Origin of the sequence: Alcaligenes sp. NLF5-7, from assembly GCF_024266725.1 — a bacterium.
Classification (GTDB): Bacteria; Pseudomonadota; Gammaproteobacteria; order Burkholderiales; family Burkholderiaceae_B; genus Alcaligenes; species Alcaligenes phenolicus.
On sequence record NZ_CP100755.1, the window covers coordinates 2,275,738 to 2,298,098 of the forward strand.

Below are 22,361 nucleotides of genomic sequence, written 5' to 3' on the forward strand. Positions count from 1 at the left end.
CATGTTCTCCTTGTGTCGTCTGCTGACCATTTTGCTGGTTGTATTCCGTTATCGCCTGGACGAGCTGGTGCTATCGAGCATCCGCCACCCTTGGGCATCACGTATGTTGCGCATTGTGCGCCTGGGTCGCAAACCCAAGCTGCCACGTGGCGTACGTTTACGGCTGGCCCTGGAAAGTCTGGGGCCCATCTTCGTTAAATTCGGCCAGGTGCTCTCCACTCGCCGGGATTTGATCCCGCTGGATATTGCCGAGCAACTGGCTTTGCTGCAGGACCGGGTGCCGCCATTCCCTTCGGAGGTGGCGGAAGCCACAATTCAGAAGGCCCTGGGTGCTTCGCCTTACGAACTGTTCCAGAAGTTTGATCGCGAACCCATCGCTTCGGCGTCGATTGCGCAGGTTCACTTTGCCGAGCTGCATAATGGCCGCGAAGTGGCGGTGAAGGTATTGCGTCCCGGTATGCGTGAAGTCATCCATAAAGACTTGCGTCTGATGCGCGTGCTGGCTGCGTTCATGGAACGGCTGGGCCCGGATGCCCGTCGTCTGAAACCGCGCGAAGTGGTGGCCGAGTTCGACAAGTACCTGAACGACGAGCTGGACCTGATACGCGAAGCCTCCAACTGCAGTCAGCTACGCCGCAACTTCACCAAAGATGTAGAGCGTACCCAGCTTTTGATCGTGCCTGAAGTGCATTGGGACTATTGCGCCTCGACCGTGTTCACCATGGACCGCATGAAGGGCATCCCGGTCAACCAGATTGATCGCCTGCGCGCCGCCAATGTGGATTTGAAGGATCTGGCCCGCAAAGGGGTAGAAATTTTCTTCACCCAAGTGTTTACCGACGGTTTTTTCCATGCCGACATGCACCCCGGCAATATTTATGTCTCGGACGCACCGGAGAGCTTGGGCCGTTATATTGCCCTGGACTTTGGCATTGTGGGTTCGCTGTCCGAGTTCGACAAAAACTATCTGGCGCAAAACTTCCTGGCTTTTTTCCGGCGCGATTACCGCCGGGTGGCTCAACTGCACATCGAGTCCGGCTGGGTGCCACCTGAAACCCGTGAAGAGGAGCTGGAAGGCTCGGTACGCGCGGTATGTGAACCGTATTTTGATCGGCCCTTGTCCGAGATCTCCCTGGGGCAGGTGCTGTTGCGCCTGTTCCAGACCTCGCGCCGGTTCAATGTAGAAATTCAGCCGCAGCTGGTGCTGCTGCAGAAAACCCTTCTGAATGTGGAAGGGATGGGGCGGGATCTGGATCCGGAGCTGGATCTGTGGGATACCGCCAAACCTTATCTGGAAAAGTGGATGTACCAGCGTATTGGTCCATCGGGCTTTTATTCGCGTTTGAAACAGGAAGCAGGGCAGTGGGCCCAGATCATGCCGCAGCTTCCGCGTCTGGTGTATTCCGCTTTGAATAGGCCAGAGACAGGGCAGGCGTTGAACCAGGAACTCAAGCTGCTGCGCCAGTCGCAGCAGCAGACCAACCGATTATTGACTGCCTTATGCGCTGTATTGGCGGTTGCGGTCGGGGTGGCCATCTGGGCTTTGGTGGGGCGATAAGTGTGACGACCCCGCAACGCGTCAGTTTTTTTGTGGCTGACATATTTCTGATAACTGCAGGTTCTACGATAGACGCAGGTCCGCCAGCTGATTGCTAAGCTGGCGCTTTCCGGCGCCTTCCGGACGGTGAATGGCCGCCCTCAAGGAACCGCTTGATTCTTTTTAGGAATCGTTATGCTTTACCATGACTTATTTAAATCCATGGAAGCGGTGCGCTGGAATTTTGCGCATGACATACCGTGGGATGACTTTGATGGCAGCAAGCTCACAGACGAGCAAGCCTACACCATCAAAATGAACGCCATTACCGAGTGGGCAGCCTTGCCTGCTACCGAAATGTTCCTGCGTGACAATAAAGATGACAGCGATTTTTGCGCCTTTATGTCCGTGTGGTTCTTTGAAGAACAAAAGCACTCGCTGGTTCTGATCGAATACCTGCGCCGTTTCCGCCCCGAGCTGATGCCTACCGAGGAAGAACTGCACAAAGTGCGTTTTGACTTCGATCCGGCCCCGGCCATGGAAACGTTGATGCTGCACTTTTGCGGTGAAGTGCGCCTGAACCACTGGTATCGCCGTGCTGCCGACTGGCACACCGAGCCTGTGATCAAGGCCATCTACAAGATCGTGGCTCAGGATGAAGCCCGTCACGCCGGTGCTTACTTGCGCTACATGAAGCGTGCCCTGGTGCACAAGGGCCAGGAATTTGGCCTGCAAGCCCGTCTGGCTTTCTCCAAGATTGGTGTTCTGATGGCTTCTGCTCATCGCACCGCGCAGGCGTTGCACCCCACCAACTTGCACGTGAACAAAGCCATGTTCCCGGAAGATACTGTGCAGTCCAAGCTGCCATCGCCCGGTTGGCTGGAAAACTGGCTGGATACGCAGATTCGTTTCGACAAGGAATGGGAGCACAAGGTCAGCTCGCGCATCTTGCACAATATGTCGCTGCTGATGGGTAGCTCGTTCGAGACCGTGCAGGAATTGAACCGCTACCGCAAGGATCTGGCACGTCAGGTCGGCTCTGATTCGACGCTGGTGCAGGCTTGATATGGGCGCACGTTTCGAGGCCAAGGTGATGGGTCTGGACGCCTTGCGTGAAGCGGTGGAGCAGGGGCGCCTGGTGCGCCCTCTGGTCTTTACCAACGGTGTGTTTGATATCTTGCACCGTGGGCATGTCAGCTACCTGGACGAGGCTGCCCAATTGGGTGCCTCGCTGATTGTCGGTGTCAATACCGATGCCTCGGTGCGCCGTCTGAACAAGGGGCCGGAGCGCCCCATCAATCCCGAGCAGGACCGCGCCGCCTTGCTGGCTGCGCTGGCCTGCGTGGATGCGGTGGTCTTGTTTGACGAGGACACGCCCGAAGCCTTGATCGCGGCGCTGCGTCCGGACTTGATCGTGAAGGGCGGCGACTACGATATGGAAGCCTTGCCTGAAACGGCTTTAGTGCGTAGCTGGGGTGGCGATGCAGTTGCGATTCCCTTCGAGTTCCAGCGTTCCACGACAGCACTGGTCAAGAAGCTGCGCGACTAAAAGCACAGGACAAATTGATGTGTTGAATCCCGGCTTGGTCCGGGATTTTTTTGCTTCTAAGTCGTGAGCTCGAGGTTCTGCTTTTAAAGGCCAGATTGCGGTGCCTAGACTGTATTTTTTGCCAGCGCAGGCTTCAGGACGCCGGTTCAAGCAGATCGTTGACAGCACGCAGATCGTTTTCGTTCAAGGTGCCGCTGGCTGCTTTCAGGCGCAGGCTGTTCATCAGAACTTCGTAACGCGCTTGGGCCAAGCTGCGTTGCGCTTCATACAACTGCTGTTGGGCATTGAGTACATCGATGTTTACACGTACACCGACCTCGTAAGCCAGCTTGTTGGCCTCCAGGGCGTCCTGACTGGATTTGGTGGCTGCTTCCAGTGCCTGCACACGGACCAGACCTGTGGTGACGCCAGAGAAGTACTGGCGCGTCTGCTGGATGGATTGCTGAATAGCGAACTGATGATCGTAGCGGGCCTGTTGCAGGCGCGAGCTTTGTTCGCGTACTTGCGAGCTGGTTTCACCACCACGGAAAATCGGGATGCTTAACTCCAGACCTAAAGCGCTGTTCAGCGAACGTGGGCCACCGCCCGCTTGGCCAAACAGAGTCTGGTCGCTACCGCTGCCGGTTTGGGCTTTCAGGGCCAGGGTGGGTTCGTGCAGGGCCTGGGTGCTTTTCAACTGCTCTTCGGCAGCACGGGCCTTGATATCAGCCAGTGCCACGGTCAAGCCGGATTGGCTGGACTGATCCAGCCAGTCTTGCAAATTCGCAGGCTGCGGGGCGGGAAGGCGTAAAGGCTCGCGCAGGCGCGCCAGCGTGTCATAACGCTCCAGCGTCAGCGCAGCCAGCTTGTCCTGAGCCACCTGCAGGGCATTTTCAGCCTGCAAGACGCCAGCCCGGGTCAGGTCCAGGCGCGATTTGGCTTCGTAGGTATCGGTAATCGTGGTGCCACCCAGCTGAAAGTTCTGATCAGCAGCACGTAATTGCTCGTCAATGGCGGCTTGCTGGGCTTTCAGGGTAGACAGCGTATCTTGCGCAGCCAGCACATCAAAATAGCTTTGGCTGACGCGCAGCATCAAATCTTGCCGATCCAGCGTCAGCTGAATATCCGCACCCTGCGCCAGTAATTGGGCACGTTCGTAACGGGCCCAGGCATTACGGTTGTACACGGGTTGGCTCAGCGTCAAGGTCCAGGCAGCTCGGTCACTGGAATGCTGATTGGACAGCTTGCTGGTTTGACGCCGCTCTTGTAGTTCGGCTGTGCCGATGGCGCTTATCTGCGGCAACAGTTGTGCCCGGCTTTGGGGTACTTGTTCCTGATCGGCTTGATGCGCAGCTTGCGCAGCGCCAAACTGCGGTTCATGTGCCAGGGCCTGGTTCCAGGCCTGCAGCAGATCTTGCGACTGGGCGGTGCTACTTAAGGCAAGCAGCGAAAGCAATGCCAGGCGCAAGGGAGTCATGAACCGCATATGTGCTTAAAAGCGGAATTGCGAAACGGCGGTGCCGCGCAACGGTTTGATCCAGGTGTCGAACAGGGGTGTAGTCTCGAAGCTGGCCGCGCTGGTGCGAGTAATACGTACAGCCGTCATGACCGGGTTTTGACCGACCACTACAACCAGACGACCGCCGATACAGAGCTGGTACTTCAAAGCATCAGGAATGGTGGGCACGGAGCCGGTGACCAGAATGGCGTCGTACTCGGTGGTGCCCCAGCCTGCGTGCGCGTCACCCACTTCAACCTTGACGTTGCGCACATTGTTGCGCTGCAGGTTTTCCTGGGCGAAAGCGGCCAGTTTGCTGTCAATTTCGATGGAGGTAACTTGTTGGGACAGGTGAGCCAGCAAAGCAGCCTGGTAGCCCGAGCCGGTACCAATTTCGAGCACACCGTCGCTAGGCTGCAGCAGCAGCTCTTGAGTCAGACGGGCTTCGACTTTGGGCGAGAGCATGGTCTCATGCGTGTCCACGGCATTGATGATCAGTGGCAGCTCGGTGTCCGAAAAGGCCGAAGGGCGCAAGGACGAGGGAACAAAGCGTTCGCGCTGGACCTCGACCAATGCTTGCAGCACTTTTTCGTCGGATACGTTCCAGGGACGGATTTGTTGTTCCACCATGTAGTAACGGGCACGTTCGAGTTCAGACAGCGCAAAATGGTTCATAGCTTCCAGAAAACTAAAGGCTTGGCAAAGAGCCGATTATAAGCCAGCACATCGATAAAGATGCGCAGTTGGGCTTAGCAGGACGGCACCATTGCATGGAGCAAGGTGCTGGCGTTGTTGACGGCAATGGGCAAGAAGGTATCAAAATCCATGTGCGCTTCACTGTTGGCATTGTCTGAAATACTGCGTATGCAGACAAAAGGTACCTTGTTCAGATAGCACACCTGGGCAATGGCGCCACTTTCCATTTCGCAGGCTAAAGCGTTGAAGGTGGCGCTTAACCACTGTATTTTATCGTTACATGCGATAAATTGGTCGCCGGTAACAATTCGGCCCGTATGGACCTGATGGCCTTCGATCTGCTGGGCGGCGGTTTGAGCCACGGTCAGCAGGGCGGGATCGGCGGGGAAATCGAAGGTATCCAGACGGAAAACCTGTCCCGGCGCCAGACCCAGGGCTTTCAGTTCCACATCGTGCTGGACCAGGGTATCGGCAATGACGATATCGCCCGGTCGGATGCTGGGTTCAACCGCACCCGCAATACCGATATTGATAATGCTGTCCACGGCAAATTCCGAGATCAGCATCTGGGTGCAGGCGGCGGCGTTGACCTTGCCCACGCCGCAAACCACGGCCACAACGGGCTTGCCCAGATAGCTGCCGCGATGAAAATCCATGCCGGCGCGCTGGATGGTCTGGGGCTCTTGCAAGCGCTCCAGCACAATCTCCAGCTCTTCGCGCATGGCGACAATAATTCCAAGTGTAGACATAAGACAAGGGCCTTCAAGCGGCCCGATCAAACGGCACGTATCAGGACGATGGCCACAGTTTATGGAAGTGATGCACCGGACCATGTCCGCTGCCCACTGTCAGTTCACCCGAACGGGCAATGGCTTCGTACAAGTACTTTTTGGCAGCCAGAGCAGCGTCAGGCACATTGCTGTATTGGGGGAGCAGGGCGGCCAGCGCAGCCGACAAGGTGCAGCCGGTGCCGTGCGTATTGGCAGTATCAATACGTTTGGCGGGCATTTCGATCATCTTGTCGCCATCGTGCAGCAGGTCTATGCAGTCCGAACCGGGCAGGTGACCGCCTTTCAGGAAGACCCAGCGTTGATCGCTGTGATTCATCAGGCGACGCAGACGCTCGGCAGCCTGACGCATTTCCTTGACGGTTTCTACCGGGCGGGCGTCCAGCAGGACACCGGCTTCGGGCAGATTGGGCGTGATCATGGTGCACTGGGGCACTAACTGTTCACGCAGGGCATGGACGGCCGATTTTTCCAGCAGATGATCGCCGCTTTTGGCGATCATTACCGGGTCCAGCACCAGATGCCTGGGTTTGAAGTGAGCCATGCGCTCGGCCACCACGGTGGTGACGGCCTCCTGGCCCAACATGCCGATCTTGACACCATCAATGCGCACATCGGCAAACAGCGTATCAATCTGCTGGCGCACAAAGTCGGCAGGAACCGGGCTGATACCGGTTACCCCTTGAGTATTTTGTGCCGTCAAAGCGGCAATCACAGCGGTGGCATAAGCACCCAGGGCGCTCATGGCTTTGACATCAGCCAGAATACCGGCGCCGCCGGAGGGGTCAACCCCGGCAATGGTCAGCGTGTTGGGAATCATGTCTCAATCAGGTACGGGAGTGAATCAGCCCTTCGGTGGGGGAGCTGGGGTCGGCATCGTAGTATTTGCGGGGCACACGGCCAGCCAGATAAGCCTGACGACCGGCTTGTACAGCCAGGTTCATGGCGCTGGCCATCATCACAGGCTGGTGGGCACCGGCAATGGCGGTGTTCATCAGGACACCATCACAGCCCAGTTCCATGGCAATGGCCGCATCCGAGGCTGTACCGACACCGGCATCGACCAGCACAGGCACCTTGCTCTGATCGATGATCAGGCGCAGGTTCCAGGGGTTGATGATGCCCATGCCCGAACCGATCAGGGAGGCCAGGGGCATGATGGCGACACAGCCAATGTCTTCCAGCATACGAGCCTGGATAGGGTCGTCGGCGCAATACACCATCACATCAAAGCCTTCATCCACCAGGGTTTTGGCGGCTTTCAAGGTTTCGGGCATATTGGGGAACAGATTGCCGGAGTCGCCCAGCACTTCCAGTTTGACCAGTTTGTGGCCGTCCAGCAGTTCGCGGGCCAGACGCAAGGTACGCACGGCGTCCTCGGCGGTATAGCAACCCGCGGTGTTGGGCAGCAGGGTGTATTTGGAGGGGGGCAGGTAATCGAGCAGATTGGGCTCGTTGGCGTTCTGGCCGATATTGGTGCGGCGAATGGCCACCGTCACAATTTCAGCGCCGCTGGCTTCAATAGCCTGACGAGTTTCATCAAAATCTTTGTATTTACCGGTGCCTACCAATAGCCGGGATTGGTAGCTGGTTCCGGCCAGGATAAAGGGATCGTTGTTCACTGTTTGGGTCATGGTGGTGCTTTGTTGCGCATCCGTCTTTGTTGACGGATAAAGAATTGGTTTTTTGCAGGGCAAACACTGCAAGAATAATCCATTTGGCCGGTGCCCGCAGGAAAACCCGTATGCCGGCTTGCTGGTGTGCGATAGGGATTTGGCTCGGGCAGGGGGCTGGCCACGGATGCGAGCGCGATTGGCCTGTGGCTGTGGCAAATATATACCTTGGCATATTCGCCTTATGTTTAAGGCCATGCGCAAGGCCCCAATGCAGGCTGGCCCTGCCAGGGTTGCGATGCGAAAATTCTGTTGTTCCTCAAGAACGGGATTTTTATTGAGGGATCCGTAGATTTCATCCGTTCTTTCTGTTTTATCGCTCGGACACAAGCCTCAGGTGCTGATGTACCTGGGGCTTGAGTTCGATTGGCATTGTTTGATTGTTAAAGGAGCACGTTCTTGGGTCCTGACCCTGAATCTGAAAGACGCACATTTGCGTTGCGCCCCGCGTTTCATGTCCGCATGAAACCCCATTGCGAATTGAGCGCCGGCTCCAGGTTCCTCACGGTCTAAGACGTGTGGGGTGCTTCTGTGGCCGTGTGCCCAGGAGAATCTCATGCTGTTTTCCCGTCCTCACGATAGCTTGCAGCGCGCTTTGCGTATGGCTGTCGCCACTTACCGTCCTGTCGCCGTGTGCGACTTGCTGGCCTCGCACGGCACCTTGGCTTTTGCCCAGGCCTTGCCCGAGCTTTCGGCTCGTGTCCGCGCCGATGTTCTGGCCATGCTTCCCGCGTTTGATCGCAGTCAGGTCTACAACGCCATGCATACCGGCGTGCGAGTAGGGCATTTGGGTCGCCGCCGCACTCATGGCCCGTCGCCCAGCCTGTTCACCCTGTTCCCGCACCGCTACGGCACGCAGGACTGGCTGCGTGAGTATCGCCAGCCCCAGCGCTCTTGAGCACTGGACCCTACCCCTTTTCTGTTCAACCTGTCACAGCAGACCAGCCCATGCGGGGTTCGCACCGTCATGGACGGCTGCTGTGGCTTTCATCAACCCAAAAGAGTGCTATGCCGCAAACCATTCCCTCTTCCTTGAGCAGTAAACCGTATCAGGACAACTCGCTGGCCGCCCAGGTCTGGACCCGCTCGGCGCGTCGCCCCAGTGTTGCACCGCTCAAGGGTCGCAAGCGTTGGTCGCGCTACGAGCGTCTGTCCTTTTCCATGCTGCTGTCTTCGTGGGGCATTTTGATTGTGGTGGTGAGCTGGCTGTTTTTCAGCAACTCGCACCTGGAAACCCGGACCAGTTCTACCTCCGGCTCGCATTCCAGCTTTTACATGGGTACCACGACGCCGTCGCCCGATGCGTCCAGCACCCAAGAGACCCGTTCTGATGGAGATCAACAATGACGGACCAAGGTAAAACGCCGCCGCTCTTTGGCAACGACGGCCAGCCCAATAACTGGATGCGCATCAGCATCCATGCCACCGAGCAGATCAGTGGCCTTCGTAAAAAGCTGGGCGTGGAAATTCCACAGACCTTGCAGAACAGTCCCACACAGGAAGGCCCCTTCAGCTTTGTGCCTGTGACGTTTCTGAACGTGGACAAGGGTCAGAAGAAAGCCAGCCGTGTGGTGTTCATCCTGAGCCGCGAAGCCTTGGTGTCCATTGAACCTGATCCCAGCCCCAAGCCACTGGCCCAGGCCCTGCAGCGCTTGCAGCGTGATGGTCGCGAGAACGACGCCTTTGAAAGCTTTGCGGTGATTTTGCAATCCATTAACGATGCCACCGATGAACTGCTGGACTCCCTGAGCCACGATCTGGGCAAGGTGCTGACTCAGACCAACGCCGTGCTCAACAGCCTGGAAACCAAGGACCGGGACTTTGGCGTCAGTGATGTGGTCTCCACCCAGATGGATTTGAGCGAAGTAGAAGAACTCTTGTCCGACTGCCTGGAAAGCCAATTGCAGCTGGCCATGGCTGCTCGTCATGCCCTGGCGCGTTTACCCGCAGATCAGGAAAAACTGAAGCCTGTTTTTCATACCCTGATCGACGACATCGAGGCCGTGGAAAAGCAGGTGAACTTTGTGCACGACCGCGTCCGCCTTATGCAGACCACCAACAATATGGCGCTGAACGTGAAGCAGAACCAGATTGTGAAAGTGTTCTCGGTGGTGACCGCCGTGTTCCTGCCCGCCATGCTGATTTCAACCTACTACAGCATGAACTTTGCCTATATGCCGATTTTGCAATGGGAGCACGCCGAAATAGTGGGGATTATTTCCACCGCCTTGTTCTCCATGTTGCCGCTGATCTATGTGAAACACCGGGGCTGGCTGCGCTAGAGCGCGCTGCCTTTGATACTTAAATGAATGGGAAGAATTTCGTATGTTGAACACACTGAAAAGCAGTACCGAGGTGGCAACGGCAGGCTCGGATAAATTACGCGGACTGGTTTGGAATGAAGACTTGAGCCTGCAGTCGGACTCCAACGCGGCCGTCCAGCAGCGCCGTCAGGCCATTGACCGGGCGCGTGCCAACCGCCCACGCACCGCGCATATCGAGCGCGAAATCATGATTGCGGTGGTGGTGCTGTACATCCTGATTCTGGGCAGTTTTGCCGGTCTGCATTTGTATGGCCACTACATGGTTTCCCCGGAAGCGGAACAGGTACAAAGTGAGGACTAAGCCATGACTGAAAAAAAACAGGGGGGCGCGGTGGTGTCCAGCCTGAGCTACAAGCGCGGGCAAAAAACGGCATGGTTGCAACTGTCGGCCAGCCGGCACGATGAACTGGCCGAGGCGCAAGCCAAACTGGGCCTGGACCTGAGCGTCAAACGGGGCCGTGCTGCCGCGGAAGAAGCGGGCTTTATTCTGATTCCCGTGGAGATGGTGATACGTCAGGGCCAGCAGTACCGCGAAACCAGCCTGCTGTTCGCCTTGAGCAAGGACCGCCTGATCAGCGTGGAGCAGGACGTGCGGGTTGATACCTTGGAGCGTGTCAGCCAGCAGTTGAACGCCAGGGTAGAGGCCGGGCACGCCGTGCCCAGTCCCGCTTCAATTCTGTTCATGATCCTGCAGGCTCTGAACGACCAGGCTCGTGCCACGATTTCCGATATTGCCGGGCGTCTGGACGAACGCAGCGATACGGTGGCGGCAGCCAGTGGCGGCTTTGATACCTCCGGCCGTCAGGCCGGGGTGGCGGATATTGCCAGTACCGCCATCGGTCTGGGAGAGGCCGAGGAGTTGGTCGCCAAAACCGTGGAAGGGCAATTGATGCTGGCTCGCGCAGGCCGTTGGCTGCGTCGTACGCCCGGTGGCGAAAGCGCAGAGAACCTGTCCATGTTGCTCTCGGATATTCAAAGCTTGCGTCGTTATGCCCGCTTTCAGCACAACAAGATCCGCAACTTGCAGCAGTCCTTGATGACCACGCTGGATTTGAAGCAGAACCAGGTGATCAAGGTCTTTACAGTGGTTACTGCAGTGTTCTTGCCGCCTACGCTGATCGCGGCGTTTTACGGCCAGAACTTTGCCAATATGCCCGAGCTGGAAATTATCGGTGGCGAGTGGCTGGTCATGGGCATGACCGCCGTATTTGCCTTGGCTCCCTTGGCCTATGTAAAGCGTAAAGGGTGGATGCGATGACGGCCCGTTTCAAGGATATGGCTTCCTGGCGGCGCTTGCAGGCCCCTGACCGTCAGGCGCTGGAAGATCTGGGCAAGTTGTATCGCGTGGATTTGCTGCCACAAGCCCAGGCTAGCCTGGGGATGGCCACACGCATACGCTGTGTGCGAGTGAGTGACGAACAGATGCAGGTGTCTGACCTGATCTGGTGTTTGGGGCAGGACGATCAGCCTTTGTATACCGTGGAAACTGGCCATCGTCTGCTGCGTCCCGGCCAGGCTCTGGAGCGCTTGAGTGCCCAGGAAATGTCCTTGGCCAGCTCCCATGCCCTGGCTTTGACTTTGCTGTATCAATTGCTGGCGCAGACCTCGCAAGTGCTGGACCGTATTGATCAGGGCCTGAGTGTCTCGACCCTGTCCTTGCGCGGCTTTCTGTCCAATGTCGGCACGGACTATTCGCGCGGTGCCGAGGACATGATTGATCTGGACAGCCATATGGCAACCCTGCACAAACCGCTGTCTCATGTGATGCATTCCATTGACGATCTGGAGCAGGCCGCACAATGCTTGCGCCGCTGGGTGTATCAGGAAAAAAGCCTGGAGTTGAGCCGAGTGGACGAGCTGATTGCCGCCATTGAAGGCATGCAGCGCCGTGCGCATTTCGCCATTGAACGCCAGCGTTTTCATTGGCGTGCCGCCGGAGAGTCCGTGGCCATGAGCGACCTGAGCGTGACCAAGGTCTTTACGGTGCTGTGGGCCTTGCTGGTGCCCGGTACAGCCCTGATCAACTGGTACGGTCAGAACTTCCATGTCATGCCCGAGTTGTCTTGGGAGGGCACCATGTGGGTGCAGTTGGTGACCGTGTTGGTGTTGACGGCGGTACCGATCTGGACAATCAAGAAATCGGGCGCGTTGCGTTAAGGGGGAGTGCTGTGTGCTGGCCCGGTTAGGCGCTAACTCCTACCCGAATCAATTAGCGATTTTTGTCTTTCCACTGCGACGGTAAACACATCCCTAACCTTTCAGAGCGGGGTGGCCGTCCCTGCACCAATGTGTAGAGGTACCCATGAATGCAAGCCGGTTTTTCCATCCCGATCACAGCGCGGTCGTACACCAGAGCCCGGTGCGTCTGGTACGCCGCGCCCACTGTGCGCTGAGCTACTACGCCACCCGCAGCGTGCCACAAGTGTTGCAAGCCTTGAATACCCAGCGCCATGGCCTGGCCTTTGATGAAGTGTTGCGCCGTCTGATACAGAACGGCCCCAATCAAGTACGGGTACTGCGTTCCAGCCCCGCTGATCTGACCCAAGTGGTCCAGACCATGAAAAAACAAACCTGTCAGGTGCGCCGCGATTTGACCATGTACGATCTGGCACGGGATCACCAGTCCCGCGTGCCGGCTCGTATGCTCGTGACTGGCGATATCGTGCTGCTGTCTGCCGGTGATTACGTGCCGGCGGATCTGCGCTTGATCCATCAGGATCACCTGATTCTGAACCGTGCCATTTTGCAGGCTGCTCCCGAGACATGCGCCATGGGCGACCGGGTTGTGGCCGGGACCGCACAAGGTGTGGTGGTGGCGACGGGTAATCAAACCTTGTTAGGAGTTCTGATGCGTGAACCTGTTCCTGTGGCCTGCGGCTGGCGTCGTGTGCTGGAGTGCAGTCCTTTTCAATTGAGCAAAGCCGCTTCTTTGGCAGCTGGCGTGGCCCTGTTTGGTCTTGCAGGAGCGCTGATGATGCCCAGCCACAGCCATGCTGAAACCTCGGTGCAGCTTTATGGCACCCTGGATGCCGGCTTGGGCTGGACGCACGTGAGTGGTGAAGGCTCGCAGCGCGATGTGTTAAGCGGCGGGCAGACGGACTCGCTGTGGGGGATTCGCGGCCATGAGAGTCTGGGTGATGGGCTGCGCGCCACCTTTAATCTTGAAAGTGGTATTGATCTGGCCACAGGCCGGGCCGAGGATGCCGGGCGTCTGTTCAACTATCAGGCCTGGCTGGGTTTGGGCAGTGATAACTGGGGCGATCTGCGTTTTGGACGCCAGTACACCGTGGGTCAGGAATTTGTCTCTGCCATTGAAGTGGGTTCCTGGAAAGACTTTGGTATGGGCGCTTTGATGCGTGCTTCGGACAACTACCAGATCTCCAATCAGTTCAGCTGGCGCAGCTCGGAATGGGCGGGTATGCAGTTAGGCGCCAGCTATAGCGCGGATGTGGGCGAGCAGGGCCTGGGAGGGTCTCGCAGCAAACTCTATAGCCTCGCTTTGCGCTACGAGGACGGCCCCTGGCTGTTGGGGGCCAGTTACGAGAGCTTGAGTCGTGTCGAGTCCCATCGTCCTACGGCCTGGCAATTGGGTGCGAGCTATGACTTTGAGGTAGCCCGTCTTGCAGCTGGCTGGAGCCGTCAGAGCAATGGCTTTGTGGGCCTGAATGGTGATGATGGTCCTGCCCATCTGCAAGACAAGGGCTTGGAAGGCTTGGGCCCGGCGGAGTTCATCAACGGTGGCCGACTGGACACCTGGTATGTGGGCACGGCGATTCCTGTAGGCAAGGGCGAGTTCCAGCTGCAATGGTCTTTGGGCCGTCCGAACTGGACCTGGGAGGATACCGATGAGCGCGCACGTCGCATTCAGGTGATGTCTGTGGGCTACGTGCATGCTTTGTCGCCCCGCACCAGCGTCTATGCCTTTGCGGCTCAAGGACGTCGCTTTGATATGGAAACGGCAGCCAGTGCCAGCGAACCGCGTAGCAGCCGTGTGGCTTTGGGTGTGACGCATCACTTCTAATGAAATGGCCGGTTTCCTGCACCTGAGTCCGTGTTCTTACTGGCCCTGGCGCAGGAAGGTCGGGCAGGGCTGAGTGCTTGTGAGGACGGCTCAGGAGACATATCCCTAAGTATAAATTTGATGTCTGCAAGGCGATGGAAAGTGTGCCAATGCCTGGCGGACAAGCCCACATTCAGATGCGAAAATACTGTTGGTGCAAAAACCGTTGCACCTTCTTTTTTAACTACTCACGTTTAAAAGTAAATGGACCCTGATCCTTCTTTATGGCTTTGTTCCTGTAAAGGACAAGCCTCCTTAATGACCAGTCAATTGGACACTGGACCACAAAGCGGGCCCCTCTGATGAGGTGAGCACTCTTTCTGGACCCCTGTGTCCGAAGGAGAATGCTATGTTCCGCCTCAACCTGTTTCGTTCCACCCCACACAACAACGCTCTGCAAGACGCTCTGCGCCTGGCCGCATCCCGCCAGCGTCAAGGCTACCTGCTGGAGCTGCTGCAAACCCACGGTGCTCGCGAGTTTGCTTACGCACTCAACGACCTGTCCGGTCGCACCATTGAAAATGCACTGTCCACACTGCCTACCGTGGAGCGCAGCCAAGTCCTCAAGCATCTGTCCCGTCGTGCCAAAGCCCGTCTGAACGATGTAGAAGGCTTTCGCTACCAACCCACTCATGCCGTGCTGACACTGCCTTCTTTTGTGATGTAAGAGCTTGGCAGATGCCCCTGACATTCGGGGCGTAACCCGGCGCCGCGGCAATGATCTGTGCAGAGATCTTTGGGCGGGCATGGCTTTATAGCTATGCCCGCCTTTTTGATTGCAGCCTGAACGCACTTCTTTTTTTTACGGCCCTGCAGGGCGAACAGTTGTTTTCATCGATGATCTGTCGTGAGCAGACGACGCTTGCGACGCTCGCAATCAGAATCCCCGTCTTTTCATGTCATAATTTTGGAATGAGAATGATTATTGATTAGTTTGATCGGGGTCTATGGACTATCCGTCAGCGCCCATAGGGATGGGAGATTTCTATCAAGATCACCGTAGCTGGTTGTTGCGGTGGTTGCGCGCGCGTCTGCATTGCAGCTTTACGGCGGAAGATCTGGTTCAGGACACCTTTGTGCGTCTGCTGTTGGCCCCCTCTACCGTTCATCATTTACGTCATCCTCGTGCGTTTTTGGCTGCCACGGCCAGAAGGCTGTTAATTGATCGCAGCCGACGCATGGCGGTTGAGCAAGCCTATCTGGAAGCCTTGGAGGCGACCTTGGCCGAAGGGGCGCAAGCACCCTCGGCAGAGCAGTGCGCCCAAACCCTGGAGGCGCTGGCCTTGTTGGCTCAGGCTTTGGACGAGTTGCCCGCGCGGGCTCGCATGGTGTTCCTGAGCTGCTATCTGGATGGGGAAACGCAATCAAGCGTGGCCAAGAGCTTGGGGGTTAGCGAACGCACTGTGCGTAATGATCTGGTGCAGGCTTTGCTCCATGTTCAGACCTTGATTCCAGCTTGAGCCCCATGTCCAACGAGGAGATAGAGCGACAGGCCGCCCAATTGGTTGTGCTCTTGTCTGATCCCGAACAATTCACCGAACAGGCCCAAGCCGAATTCATGGCCTGGCGTGCGCAGGACCCGCGTCACGAAGCGGCGGCCGCAGGTATGGAAGCGGTCTTGGGCAGAGTCAGAAAACTGGCGGTACAGGCCAATACCACCCCTGGCCGTAGTGCGCTGGATGCAGGGTTGTCGGCTCGACCCAAGCTGTTGCGTGATTGGCGTCAGGGCATGATGCTGCTGCTCTGGGCTGTGGTGTTTATCTTGCCGATTCTGGCCTTTGTATTGCCCTGGTCCAATCAGTCCGTACAGACCGCTGCCGGAGAATGGCGCAGTGTGGTGCTGGAGGATGGCACTCGTTTGGAGTTGGCCGGAGCATCACAGGTCAAGATTTTGTATAGCAAGCAGTACCGGGATATTGAGCTGCTGGAAGGGCAGGTCCGGGTGGTGGTGGCCAAGCAGCCGGATCGACCCTTGCGGGTCTTGAGCAGCCAGGCGGTATCGCAAGCCTTGGGAACTGAATTTATTGTGCAGGAACAGCCGCAAGGCACGCTGTTGACGGTACTGTCGTCTCGGGTGCTGGCTTATCCGCGCCCCCAGGGCCCGCAAGCCGCTCGCGAGTTGGGGCCCGGCGATCAGGTACAAATTAATGCGCAAGGCTTGGGGGCGAACCGCCAGACCGATGTAAGCCGTGTCATGCGCACTTGGGATCAGCGGCAGTTGCTTCTGGAACATGTGCCTTTGACGCAGGCTCTGGAGCAGATCACCCGCCAGTACTCCGGCAAAACACAGATCAATCCGCAAGGTATGGAAGGTTTGACGGTCAGCGCTGTCTTGCCTGCCGACAAGCCCTTGTCGGCTCTGGCTTTGCTAAAGGACTTGTATCCCCGATTGCAGGTGCTGAACATGTCAGACCAAGGATTGATGATTAATTTCAGGCCTTGATTGCCGCTTTTTTGAGCTCGTGCGTCTTTAACAGATAGACCTTGCCAAAGAAGGAGAGATTTCATGGTCCCGAAGAATGCGCCGGCTTTGGCGCTTGTGAAGACGCCGTTCATGCCCAATACCTGCCGCCGCCTGCTGGGCTTGGCCTTTGTAGGGGCCTTGATGCTGAGCGTGGCGCCGGCCTCGGCCCAGACAACCCAAGCCTACGCGCTGGAAGCCGGGGATCTGGCCAGCCGCTTGAGCCAGTTCGCTCAACAGGCCGGGGTAGCGCTGGTGATGGATTCCTCCCGATTGCAGGGTTTGCGCGCTCCGCGCTTGCAGGGACAGTATTCCGTGCAGGATGGCTTTGCCGCCTTGCTGGCTGGGCAGCCGTTTCAGGTGCAAAGCCGAGATCATGGCTATGTCTTGATTGCCTTGCCCGATGGCGACACCTTGGCGGATGACGCCAGTGTGCAGTCTTTGGCCAGTATTGAAGTACGTCGCAATGCGCTGGGCGACATTACCGAAGGTTCAGGCACGTATGCAGCGGGCACGATTGCCACGGCAACCCGCTTGCGTCTGACTCCGCGTCAGACGCCGCAGGCCATCAGCGTGACTACACGCAAGAAGATGGACGACTTCAACCTGACCAGTATTGATGACGTGGTGCGCCATACACCCGGCCTGAGCATCATTACTTATGACAGCGAGCGTACCGTTTACGAAGCACGCGGTTTTGGTGTCCAGAACTTCCAATATGATGGCATCCCTACCTTGCGCGATTCACCATACTCGGCAGGCCATTCGCTCACGGACACAGCGATTTACGATCGTGTCGAGGTATTGAAAGGCGCCTCCGGTTTGCTCACTGGCAGTGGGACCCCAGGCGCGACTATTAATATGATTCGTAAAAAGCCGACGCACGAGTTTCAGGGATATGCCAGTGCGGGCTTGGGCTCCTGGAACAATTACCGCAGTGAAGCGGATTTCTCCGGCCCTTTGAACGAGTCAGGTTCGCTACGTGGCCGTCTGGTTGGTGCCTATCAGGACAAAAAGAGCCATTTGGACCACTACCAGCGTCAGACTTTGGTGTTATACGGCATCGTTGAAGCAGACCTGACACCGGATACCCGCTTGACCCTGGGTGCAGATTTGCAGGACAACGATCCCAAAGGATCAACCTGGGGGGGCATCCCGATTTATGACGCGCAGGGCCACTTCAACGAGATGGACCGTTCCTTTAATAACGGTACGCGCTGGAGTCGCTGGAACCAGTACACCCGTTCGGCCTTTGCCACTTTGGAGCATGAGTTCGACAGTGGCTGGATGGCCAAGGTGCAGCTCAATCGCTTGGTCAATGGTTATGACTCTGAGCTGGCGGCTGCGGCCGCTGGTAACCCTGATCCTTTGACCGGAAAAGGTGTGTCGCTATGGTCCGGGCGCTACGTGGGCAAGACGGTCTCGAACACGGCGGACTTCTATGCGACCGGCCCCTTTGAACTGTTCGGACGCGAGCATGAGTTGGTGGTTGGAGGCGGCGTATCGCGTCGTCGCTGGACCAATGCGTCTTACGGTGAAAACAGTAATACCGATGTCTCGAATTACTACGAATGGGATGGTCGCTGGCCGCGCATGAACTGGAAGCACCTGGGCGATGATCGTGAAGTGACACGAGAAAATGGTTTGTACGTCAGCACGCGCCTGAACTTGCGTGATGACTTGAAGCTGCTGCTGGGTACACGCTATGCCAACTACAACAAGCTGGATATGCGCGAGACAGGTGTATGGGTGCCTTACTTTGGGGCTGTGTATGACCTGAACGACAACTTCTCGGTCTATGCCAGCTACACCAATATTTTCCAGCCCCAAGACTTGCAAGACGAGGGCGGTCGTACTCTGGATCCCTTGCGCGGTGATAACTACGAGGTCGGTGTCAAAGGCGAGTTCATGGGAGGCCGTTTGACGTCCAGCCTGGCTTACTTCCAGCTGCGTCAGGATAACTTTGGCAAGGAGACGGGGGGGCGCACACCGTCGGGGGGTATCGCTTATGAGGCCACTCAAGGTGTGCGTACTCATGGCGTAGAACTGGAAGTGGCTGGTCAATTAACGCCGCAATGGCAGATGCATGCAGGCTATGCCTACAAGCTGTCGCGCCGCGATGGTGAAAAGGTGTCGACCTTATCGCCTGAGCACCAGTTCAACATCTATACCACCTACGATTTCGAGGGCGACTTGAATGGCCTGACCTTGGGCGGCGGTGCACGTTGGCAAAGCAAGACCTGGGGCGATGTCAGTCGACCCGGATCGCCGGGTAAGGTGCGGCATACTGTCTCGGGGTACTGGCTGGTAGATGCGATGGCGCGTTATCGTTTCAACAAGAATTTGTCGGCTACCTTTACCGTCAATAACCTGTTCGACAAGCGCTATTACTCCATGTTCTCCTGGTACAGCACCTATACCTGGGGCGAACCGCGCAACATGATGCTGGCGGTGAAGTATCAGTTCTAAGCCGAAGTAGAAAACCGCTCAGGATACCTGGGCTCGATAGCGATCCAGTTGCTCGCACAGTTCGCGAGTCGCCTCTATCAGCCTGGGGCCGGGGCGGTACAGCGCATCCGGGTTCAGGTTCAGCAAGGCGTGGGGACTTAGCCCCAGATGCTTTTCCCAGAACAGGTGGCGGGCGCGTAGTTGGGCCGGATCACGGTAGGCCATGATGACCACTTGCGGGCGCTTGTGCAGCACGTCTTCCAGGCTGATGGTGGGGGCGACGGCAGCATGGCGAGCGTAGATGTTTTGCGCTTTGCAGGTGGTCAGCACATCTTGAATCAAGGGATCGCGCGCCAAGGTGTACAACGGCTCGGAGCCGATTTCCAGAAACACGCTGACCGTCTCGCCCAAGCGGCTGTTCTGGCGCAGGGCGGCAATCTGATTGTCCAGCAAAGCAGCCATCGGCACGGCGACCTCCGCCGTGTCCAGGCTGTCTCCAGCCAGACGGACAAAGGCGGGAATATCGTCCAGTTTTTCAGGGGCGGCAAAGATCAGGCTGATATGGGTTTGCTGTAGCTGGCGCTGTAATTCAGGGCCGATCTGGTTGGCTTGCCAGGCCCAGACCTGATCAGGCTTTAGCTCCAGCAGCCGTTCCGGGTTTACGCGCAAGGCGTCCCCAATGCGGGGCAAATCCTTGGCGGCAGGCGGGTAGTCACTGGAACTGTCTACGGCGATCAAGTGCTCTTGGGCACCGGCGGCAAACAGAATTTCAGTGATGTGAGGGGCCAGACTAATCGCGCGGGCAGGAGCGACAGTTTGTGGGGGTTGGACTGCTTGCTCTGTCGCGGCTTTTTGGATTGTTTTATCTTGCTGCTTGCTCTGTACTTCTTGAGTGCTTTGCTCTGTGCTTGTCTGTGTCTCGGGCTGTGCTTGAGTCTGCGCCTGTGACAGCAGCGGGTCGTGATCCTGCGCTTGCGTCAAGATGGGTAATCCCAAAAGCAGGGCGAACAGGCAAAGCAAACCCCATAGCCCCAATCCACTCCAGACAGAGCGCTTTGAGTGCTGAAGACGACAAGTCGCAAGCAAAGAGGGCATCGTGCGCCTTTAAGTAAATGGCGCGGCTCTTGTGCAGATCCGCGCCAAAATCAAGCAAAGCTGATTTTACTGATTACATGCGCCAGGCAAAGTTCAGGAACACGCTGGAGCCGGCATTGTTATAGCCACGAGCCAAGGTGTAATCCTTGTCGAGCACATTGTTCCAACGCAGTTGGGCCTCCAGACTGGAGGTCAGAGGGTAGCTGGCGGTCAGGTTCAACAGGCCGTAGCTGCCCAGACGCTGGCTATTGTCGGGGTCTTCGAATCGATGGGAAGCAAATTGATATTCAGCCCCTGTTTTCAGCGCTCCGAAGCGTTGTTCAACAGCCACTTTGTAGTTTTGTTTGGCGCGGCGAATTAGACGGTTGCCTGTGTCCAGATCTTTGGGGTTGGTAAAGTCAGCGCTGGCGCTCAGAGTTGTGTCGCCCAGTTGCTTTATGGCCGTCAAGGTTACGCCAGTGATACGAGCGTTTTTGGTATTGATAGGCATGCTGTAACCAAGCGCTGCATCGTACGGGCCGGTGCTGATTAAGTCTTTGATGCGGTTTTGGTAGACGACCAGACCTAATTCGGTAGTGTCGTCGGTATAACGGATATGGCCCTCGATATTGCGTGATTTTTCTGGTTTCAGGTCTGGATTTCCTTGGTATCCAAATCCACTTGGCCAGTACAGGTCTGTAAAGGTCGGGGCGCGAAAGCCAGTATTGGCAGCCAGACCAACTGTCCAGTTATCGTAGATGTCCAGGTCATAGCCTAAGCCACCAGTGACTTTGTTGCCGTAGCCGCTGATATTGTCATTGCGGACGCTGGCCTGAAGGTGGTGCTGATTAATGTCGCCCCGGTAAATCAGGGAAAAAGCATTGGTGTTACGTTGATCCTGTTGTTGAATGGTCGAATGAGTAATCCGTTCTTCCTGGCGCTCAGCCAACAAGGAGACAGTATGTCCCTGAGCGAGAGTGAGATCATTTTGCCAACTATATTGACGTTGGATAGACGAGAAGATGGACGGGGCTTTTGTGCGTGAATCTATTGCCTCTTTGCTCAAAGAAGCGCTTAAACGACTGGTCCAGAAGTCGGACAGTTTGTTGGTGCTGGTTAGGCCATAGGCCTGCTGACGGGTCAGGGCTCTAGGTGTGCGAGGTTCGGTTGAGCCGTTGTCAAACTGGCCGTCCATATAGGTGTTGATAGCTGTCAGTCCAAGATGTTGGCCCTGTGCCCATTCATATCCTAGCGATCCGCTCAGACCATGCTGGGTGTAGCCATTCTTGTCGGGGTTATAGGCCCAGTCCAATAGTGGATTGGTCGCATTGAAACCATCGCTGGTGCCGTAGCTGGAAGCCAGACTGTAGTCCCAACCTTGAGACGCCCCCGAAAAACCGGCGCTGGCTTTGAAGGTGTCTTGCGAACCCAGGCCTACATTCCCCCATGCGCTCAAGGCGCGGTCACCGCCACCTTTTTTGGTAATGATGTTGATGACACCACCAATCGCATCCGAGCCATACAGGCTGCTGCCTGCGCCACGCACAATTTCAATACGCTCGATCAGGGCGGGGTCAATTGCCTGCCAGTTCACCGAACCGCTGGTGGGGCTATTGATACGCATACCGTCGATCATGACGCGGGTGTGTTTGGGGTCAGTACCGCGTAAAAAAACGCCGGTCGTGGTCTGCGGGCCTCCACTGCTGTAAATCTCCACCCCAGGCTGACGCTGCAAAATTTCAGCCACACTGCTTTGACCTGCTTTCTGCAAGGTTTCCTGATCAATCACCGTCACGTCACCCACCACGTTTTTCAGTGGCTGAGCCATGCGGCTAGGGGTAACAACAATTTGATCCAGTTTGGCGACAGGGGCAGTTTGGGCCGTGGCGATCAAAGGCAGGGCGCCCGCCAGGGCGACCATCAAAGGCCTGATGGACAGTAGTGTCATGGAGATTCCTGTGAGATGTGCGTCCCCGCACATCAGTAAGCGAAGCCGCCCACCGTGGGACGGCCATGAATTCAGGGTCGAGAAGCAGGCTGGTGTCGGGCTTTGCGCGTAGCAGGTACCGTTGCGGGGGCAGCACGTTTGGCAGTTCCAGGGCGGAACCGCTCACGTTTCCCATTTGACTTTCCCAGGCCCAGGGCTGCATGGGCCGGAAAGCACCTCTTTCCGAGCGGAAAATGTTACATGCCGCTGGGGCAAAGGTTAAGTGTTTAGGGTGGATTCGCTGTACAAAGCGCTACAATTGTGGCGCCAATCCACCATTCTCGCGG

21 protein-coding genes and 1 riboswitch are annotated in these 22,361 nt (G+C 57.0%); of the genes, 14 read left to right on the top strand and 7 right to left on the bottom strand.

The window, feature by feature from the left end; genetic code table 11:
• Position 1 precedes the first annotated feature (1 nt).
• The 3 genes from ubiB to rfaE2 all read left to right on the top strand — a co-directional run bounded on the left by ubiB (position 2) and on the right by rfaE2 (position 3,086).
• Complete coding sequence (gene ubiB / locus MID00_RS10475; protein WP_022983639.1) at positions 2–1,558, top strand: ubiquinone biosynthesis regulatory protein kinase UbiB; 1,557 nt, start codon at positions 2–4, stop codon at positions 1,556–1,558.
• 174 nt (positions 1,559–1,732) lie between these two features.
• Entirely contained in the window at positions 1,733–2,602 is an 870-nt protein-coding gene (locus MID00_RS10480; RefSeq protein WP_026484472.1) for a ferritin, read from the top strand.
• A gap of 1 nt (position 2,603) precedes the next feature.
• Positions 2,604–3,086, top strand: a complete 483-nt coding sequence (gene rfaE2 / locus MID00_RS10485; RefSeq protein ID WP_254498795.1) for a D-glycero-beta-D-manno-heptose 1-phosphate adenylyltransferase — start codon at positions 2,604–2,606, stop codon at positions 3,084–3,086.
• Between the two features lie 133 nt (positions 3,087–3,219).
• On the opposite strand, the gene MID00_RS10490 is transcribed toward rfaE2, so the two are convergent.
• From MID00_RS10490 to MID00_RS10510, 5 genes are all read right to left on the bottom strand, one after another.
• Positions 3,220–4,542 carry a TolC family outer membrane protein gene (locus tag MID00_RS10490; RefSeq protein ID WP_088452020.1) on the bottom strand — a complete coding sequence of 441 codons (1,323 nt, stop codon included), beginning with the start codon at positions 4,540–4,542 and terminating at the stop codon, positions 3,220–3,222.
• A 15-nt stretch (positions 4,543–4,557) separates the two neighbouring features.
• The gene (locus tag MID00_RS10495) at positions 4,558–5,238 is read right to left on the bottom strand and encodes a protein-L-isoaspartate O-methyltransferase (RefSeq protein WP_009458702.1); all 681 of its coding nucleotides are present in this window, start codon (positions 5,236–5,238) and stop codon (positions 4,558–4,560) included.
• Between the two features lie 74 nt (positions 5,239–5,312).
• Entirely contained in the window at positions 5,313–6,008 is a 696-nt protein-coding gene (locus tag MID00_RS10500) for a 5'-methylthioadenosine/adenosylhomocysteine nucleosidase (RefSeq protein ID WP_041203004.1), read from the bottom strand.
• Between the two features lie 40 nt (positions 6,009–6,048).
• The gene (thiD, locus tag MID00_RS10505; protein WP_022983636.1) at positions 6,049–6,867 is read right to left on the bottom strand and encodes a bifunctional hydroxymethylpyrimidine kinase/phosphomethylpyrimidine kinase; all 819 of its coding nucleotides are present in this window, start codon (positions 6,865–6,867) and stop codon (positions 6,049–6,051) included.
• Between the two features lie 7 nt (positions 6,868–6,874).
• Positions 6,875–7,681, bottom strand: coding sequence for a thiazole synthase (locus MID00_RS10510; RefSeq protein ID WP_254498796.1), 807 nt, complete (start codon positions 7,679–7,681; stop codon positions 6,875–6,877).
• A 595-nt stretch (positions 7,682–8,276) separates the two neighbouring features.
• Between MID00_RS10510 and MID00_RS10515 the strand changes: the two genes are divergently transcribed.
• From MID00_RS10515 to MID00_RS10565, 11 genes are all read left to right on the top strand, one after another.
• Positions 8,277–8,618 (top strand): hypothetical protein, encoded by a 342-nt coding sequence (locus MID00_RS10515; protein ID WP_052159301.1) that lies wholly within the window; start codon positions 8,277–8,279, stop codon positions 8,616–8,618.
• A gap of 110 nt (positions 8,619–8,728) precedes the next feature.
• Positions 8,729–9,067, top strand: coding sequence for a hypothetical protein (locus MID00_RS10520; protein ID WP_179136473.1), 339 nt, complete (start codon positions 8,729–8,731; stop codon positions 9,065–9,067).
• Complete coding sequence (locus MID00_RS10525) at positions 9,064–10,002, top strand: CorA family divalent cation transporter (RefSeq protein WP_254498797.1); 939 nt, start codon at positions 9,064–9,066, stop codon at positions 10,000–10,002. Before MID00_RS10520 ends, MID00_RS10525 begins: the two co-directional genes overlap by 4 nt.
• Before the next feature lie 43 nt (positions 10,003–10,045).
• Positions 10,046–10,345, top strand: coding sequence for a hypothetical protein (locus MID00_RS10530; RefSeq protein ID WP_009458709.1), 300 nt, complete (start codon positions 10,046–10,048; stop codon positions 10,343–10,345).
• A 3-nt stretch (positions 10,346–10,348) separates the two neighbouring features.
• Complete coding sequence (locus MID00_RS10535) at positions 10,349–11,302, top strand: CorA family divalent cation transporter (RefSeq protein ID WP_254498798.1); 954 nt, start codon at positions 10,349–10,351, stop codon at positions 11,300–11,302.
• On the top strand, positions 11,299–12,201 hold the full coding sequence (locus MID00_RS10540; RefSeq protein ID WP_254498799.1) for a CorA family divalent cation transporter: 903 nt from the start codon (positions 11,299–11,301) through the stop codon (positions 12,199–12,201). The genes MID00_RS10535 and MID00_RS10540 overlap by 4 nt, the downstream gene beginning before the upstream one ends.
• 145 nt (positions 12,202–12,346) lie before the next feature.
• On the top strand, positions 12,347–14,065 hold the full coding sequence (locus tag MID00_RS10545; RefSeq protein WP_254498800.1) for a porin: 1,719 nt from the start codon (positions 12,347–12,349) through the stop codon (positions 14,063–14,065).
• Between the two features lie 388 nt (positions 14,066–14,453).
• Entirely contained in the window at positions 14,454–14,771 is a 318-nt protein-coding gene (locus MID00_RS10550) for a hypothetical protein (RefSeq protein WP_035270349.1), read from the top strand.
• Between the two features lie 280 nt (positions 14,772–15,051).
• Positions 15,052–15,564, top strand: a complete 513-nt coding sequence (locus MID00_RS10555) for a sigma-70 family RNA polymerase sigma factor (protein WP_250756160.1) — start codon at positions 15,052–15,054, stop codon at positions 15,562–15,564.
• A gap of 5 nt (positions 15,565–15,569) precedes the next feature.
• Positions 15,570–16,547 carry a FecR domain-containing protein gene (locus MID00_RS10560; protein WP_254498801.1) on the top strand — a complete coding sequence of 326 codons (978 nt, stop codon included), beginning with the start codon at positions 15,570–15,572 and terminating at the stop codon, positions 16,545–16,547.
• Positions 16,548–16,610: 63 nt separating this feature from the next.
• Positions 16,611–19,034, top strand: a complete 2,424-nt coding sequence (locus tag MID00_RS10565) for a TonB-dependent receptor (protein WP_254498802.1) — start codon at positions 16,611–16,613, stop codon at positions 19,032–19,034.
• Between the two features lie 18 nt (positions 19,035–19,052).
• Here MID00_RS10565 and MID00_RS10570 read toward each other — a convergent pair whose 3' ends face one another.
• Positions 19,053–19,994 (bottom strand): ABC transporter substrate-binding protein, encoded by a 942-nt coding sequence (locus MID00_RS10570; RefSeq protein WP_254498803.1) that lies wholly within the window; start codon positions 19,992–19,994, stop codon positions 19,053–19,055.
• Positions 19,995–20,181: 187 nt separating this feature from the next.
• Positions 20,182–22,035: a TonB-dependent receptor gene (locus MID00_RS10575; RefSeq protein WP_060185323.1), complete on the bottom strand. Its 1,854-nt coding sequence runs from the start codon at positions 22,033–22,035 to the stop codon at positions 20,182–20,184.
• A gap of 69 nt (positions 22,036–22,104) precedes the next feature.
• Positions 22,105–22,270, bottom strand: a riboswitch (cobalamin riboswitch).
• Between the last annotated feature and the right edge of the window lie 91 nt (positions 22,271–22,361).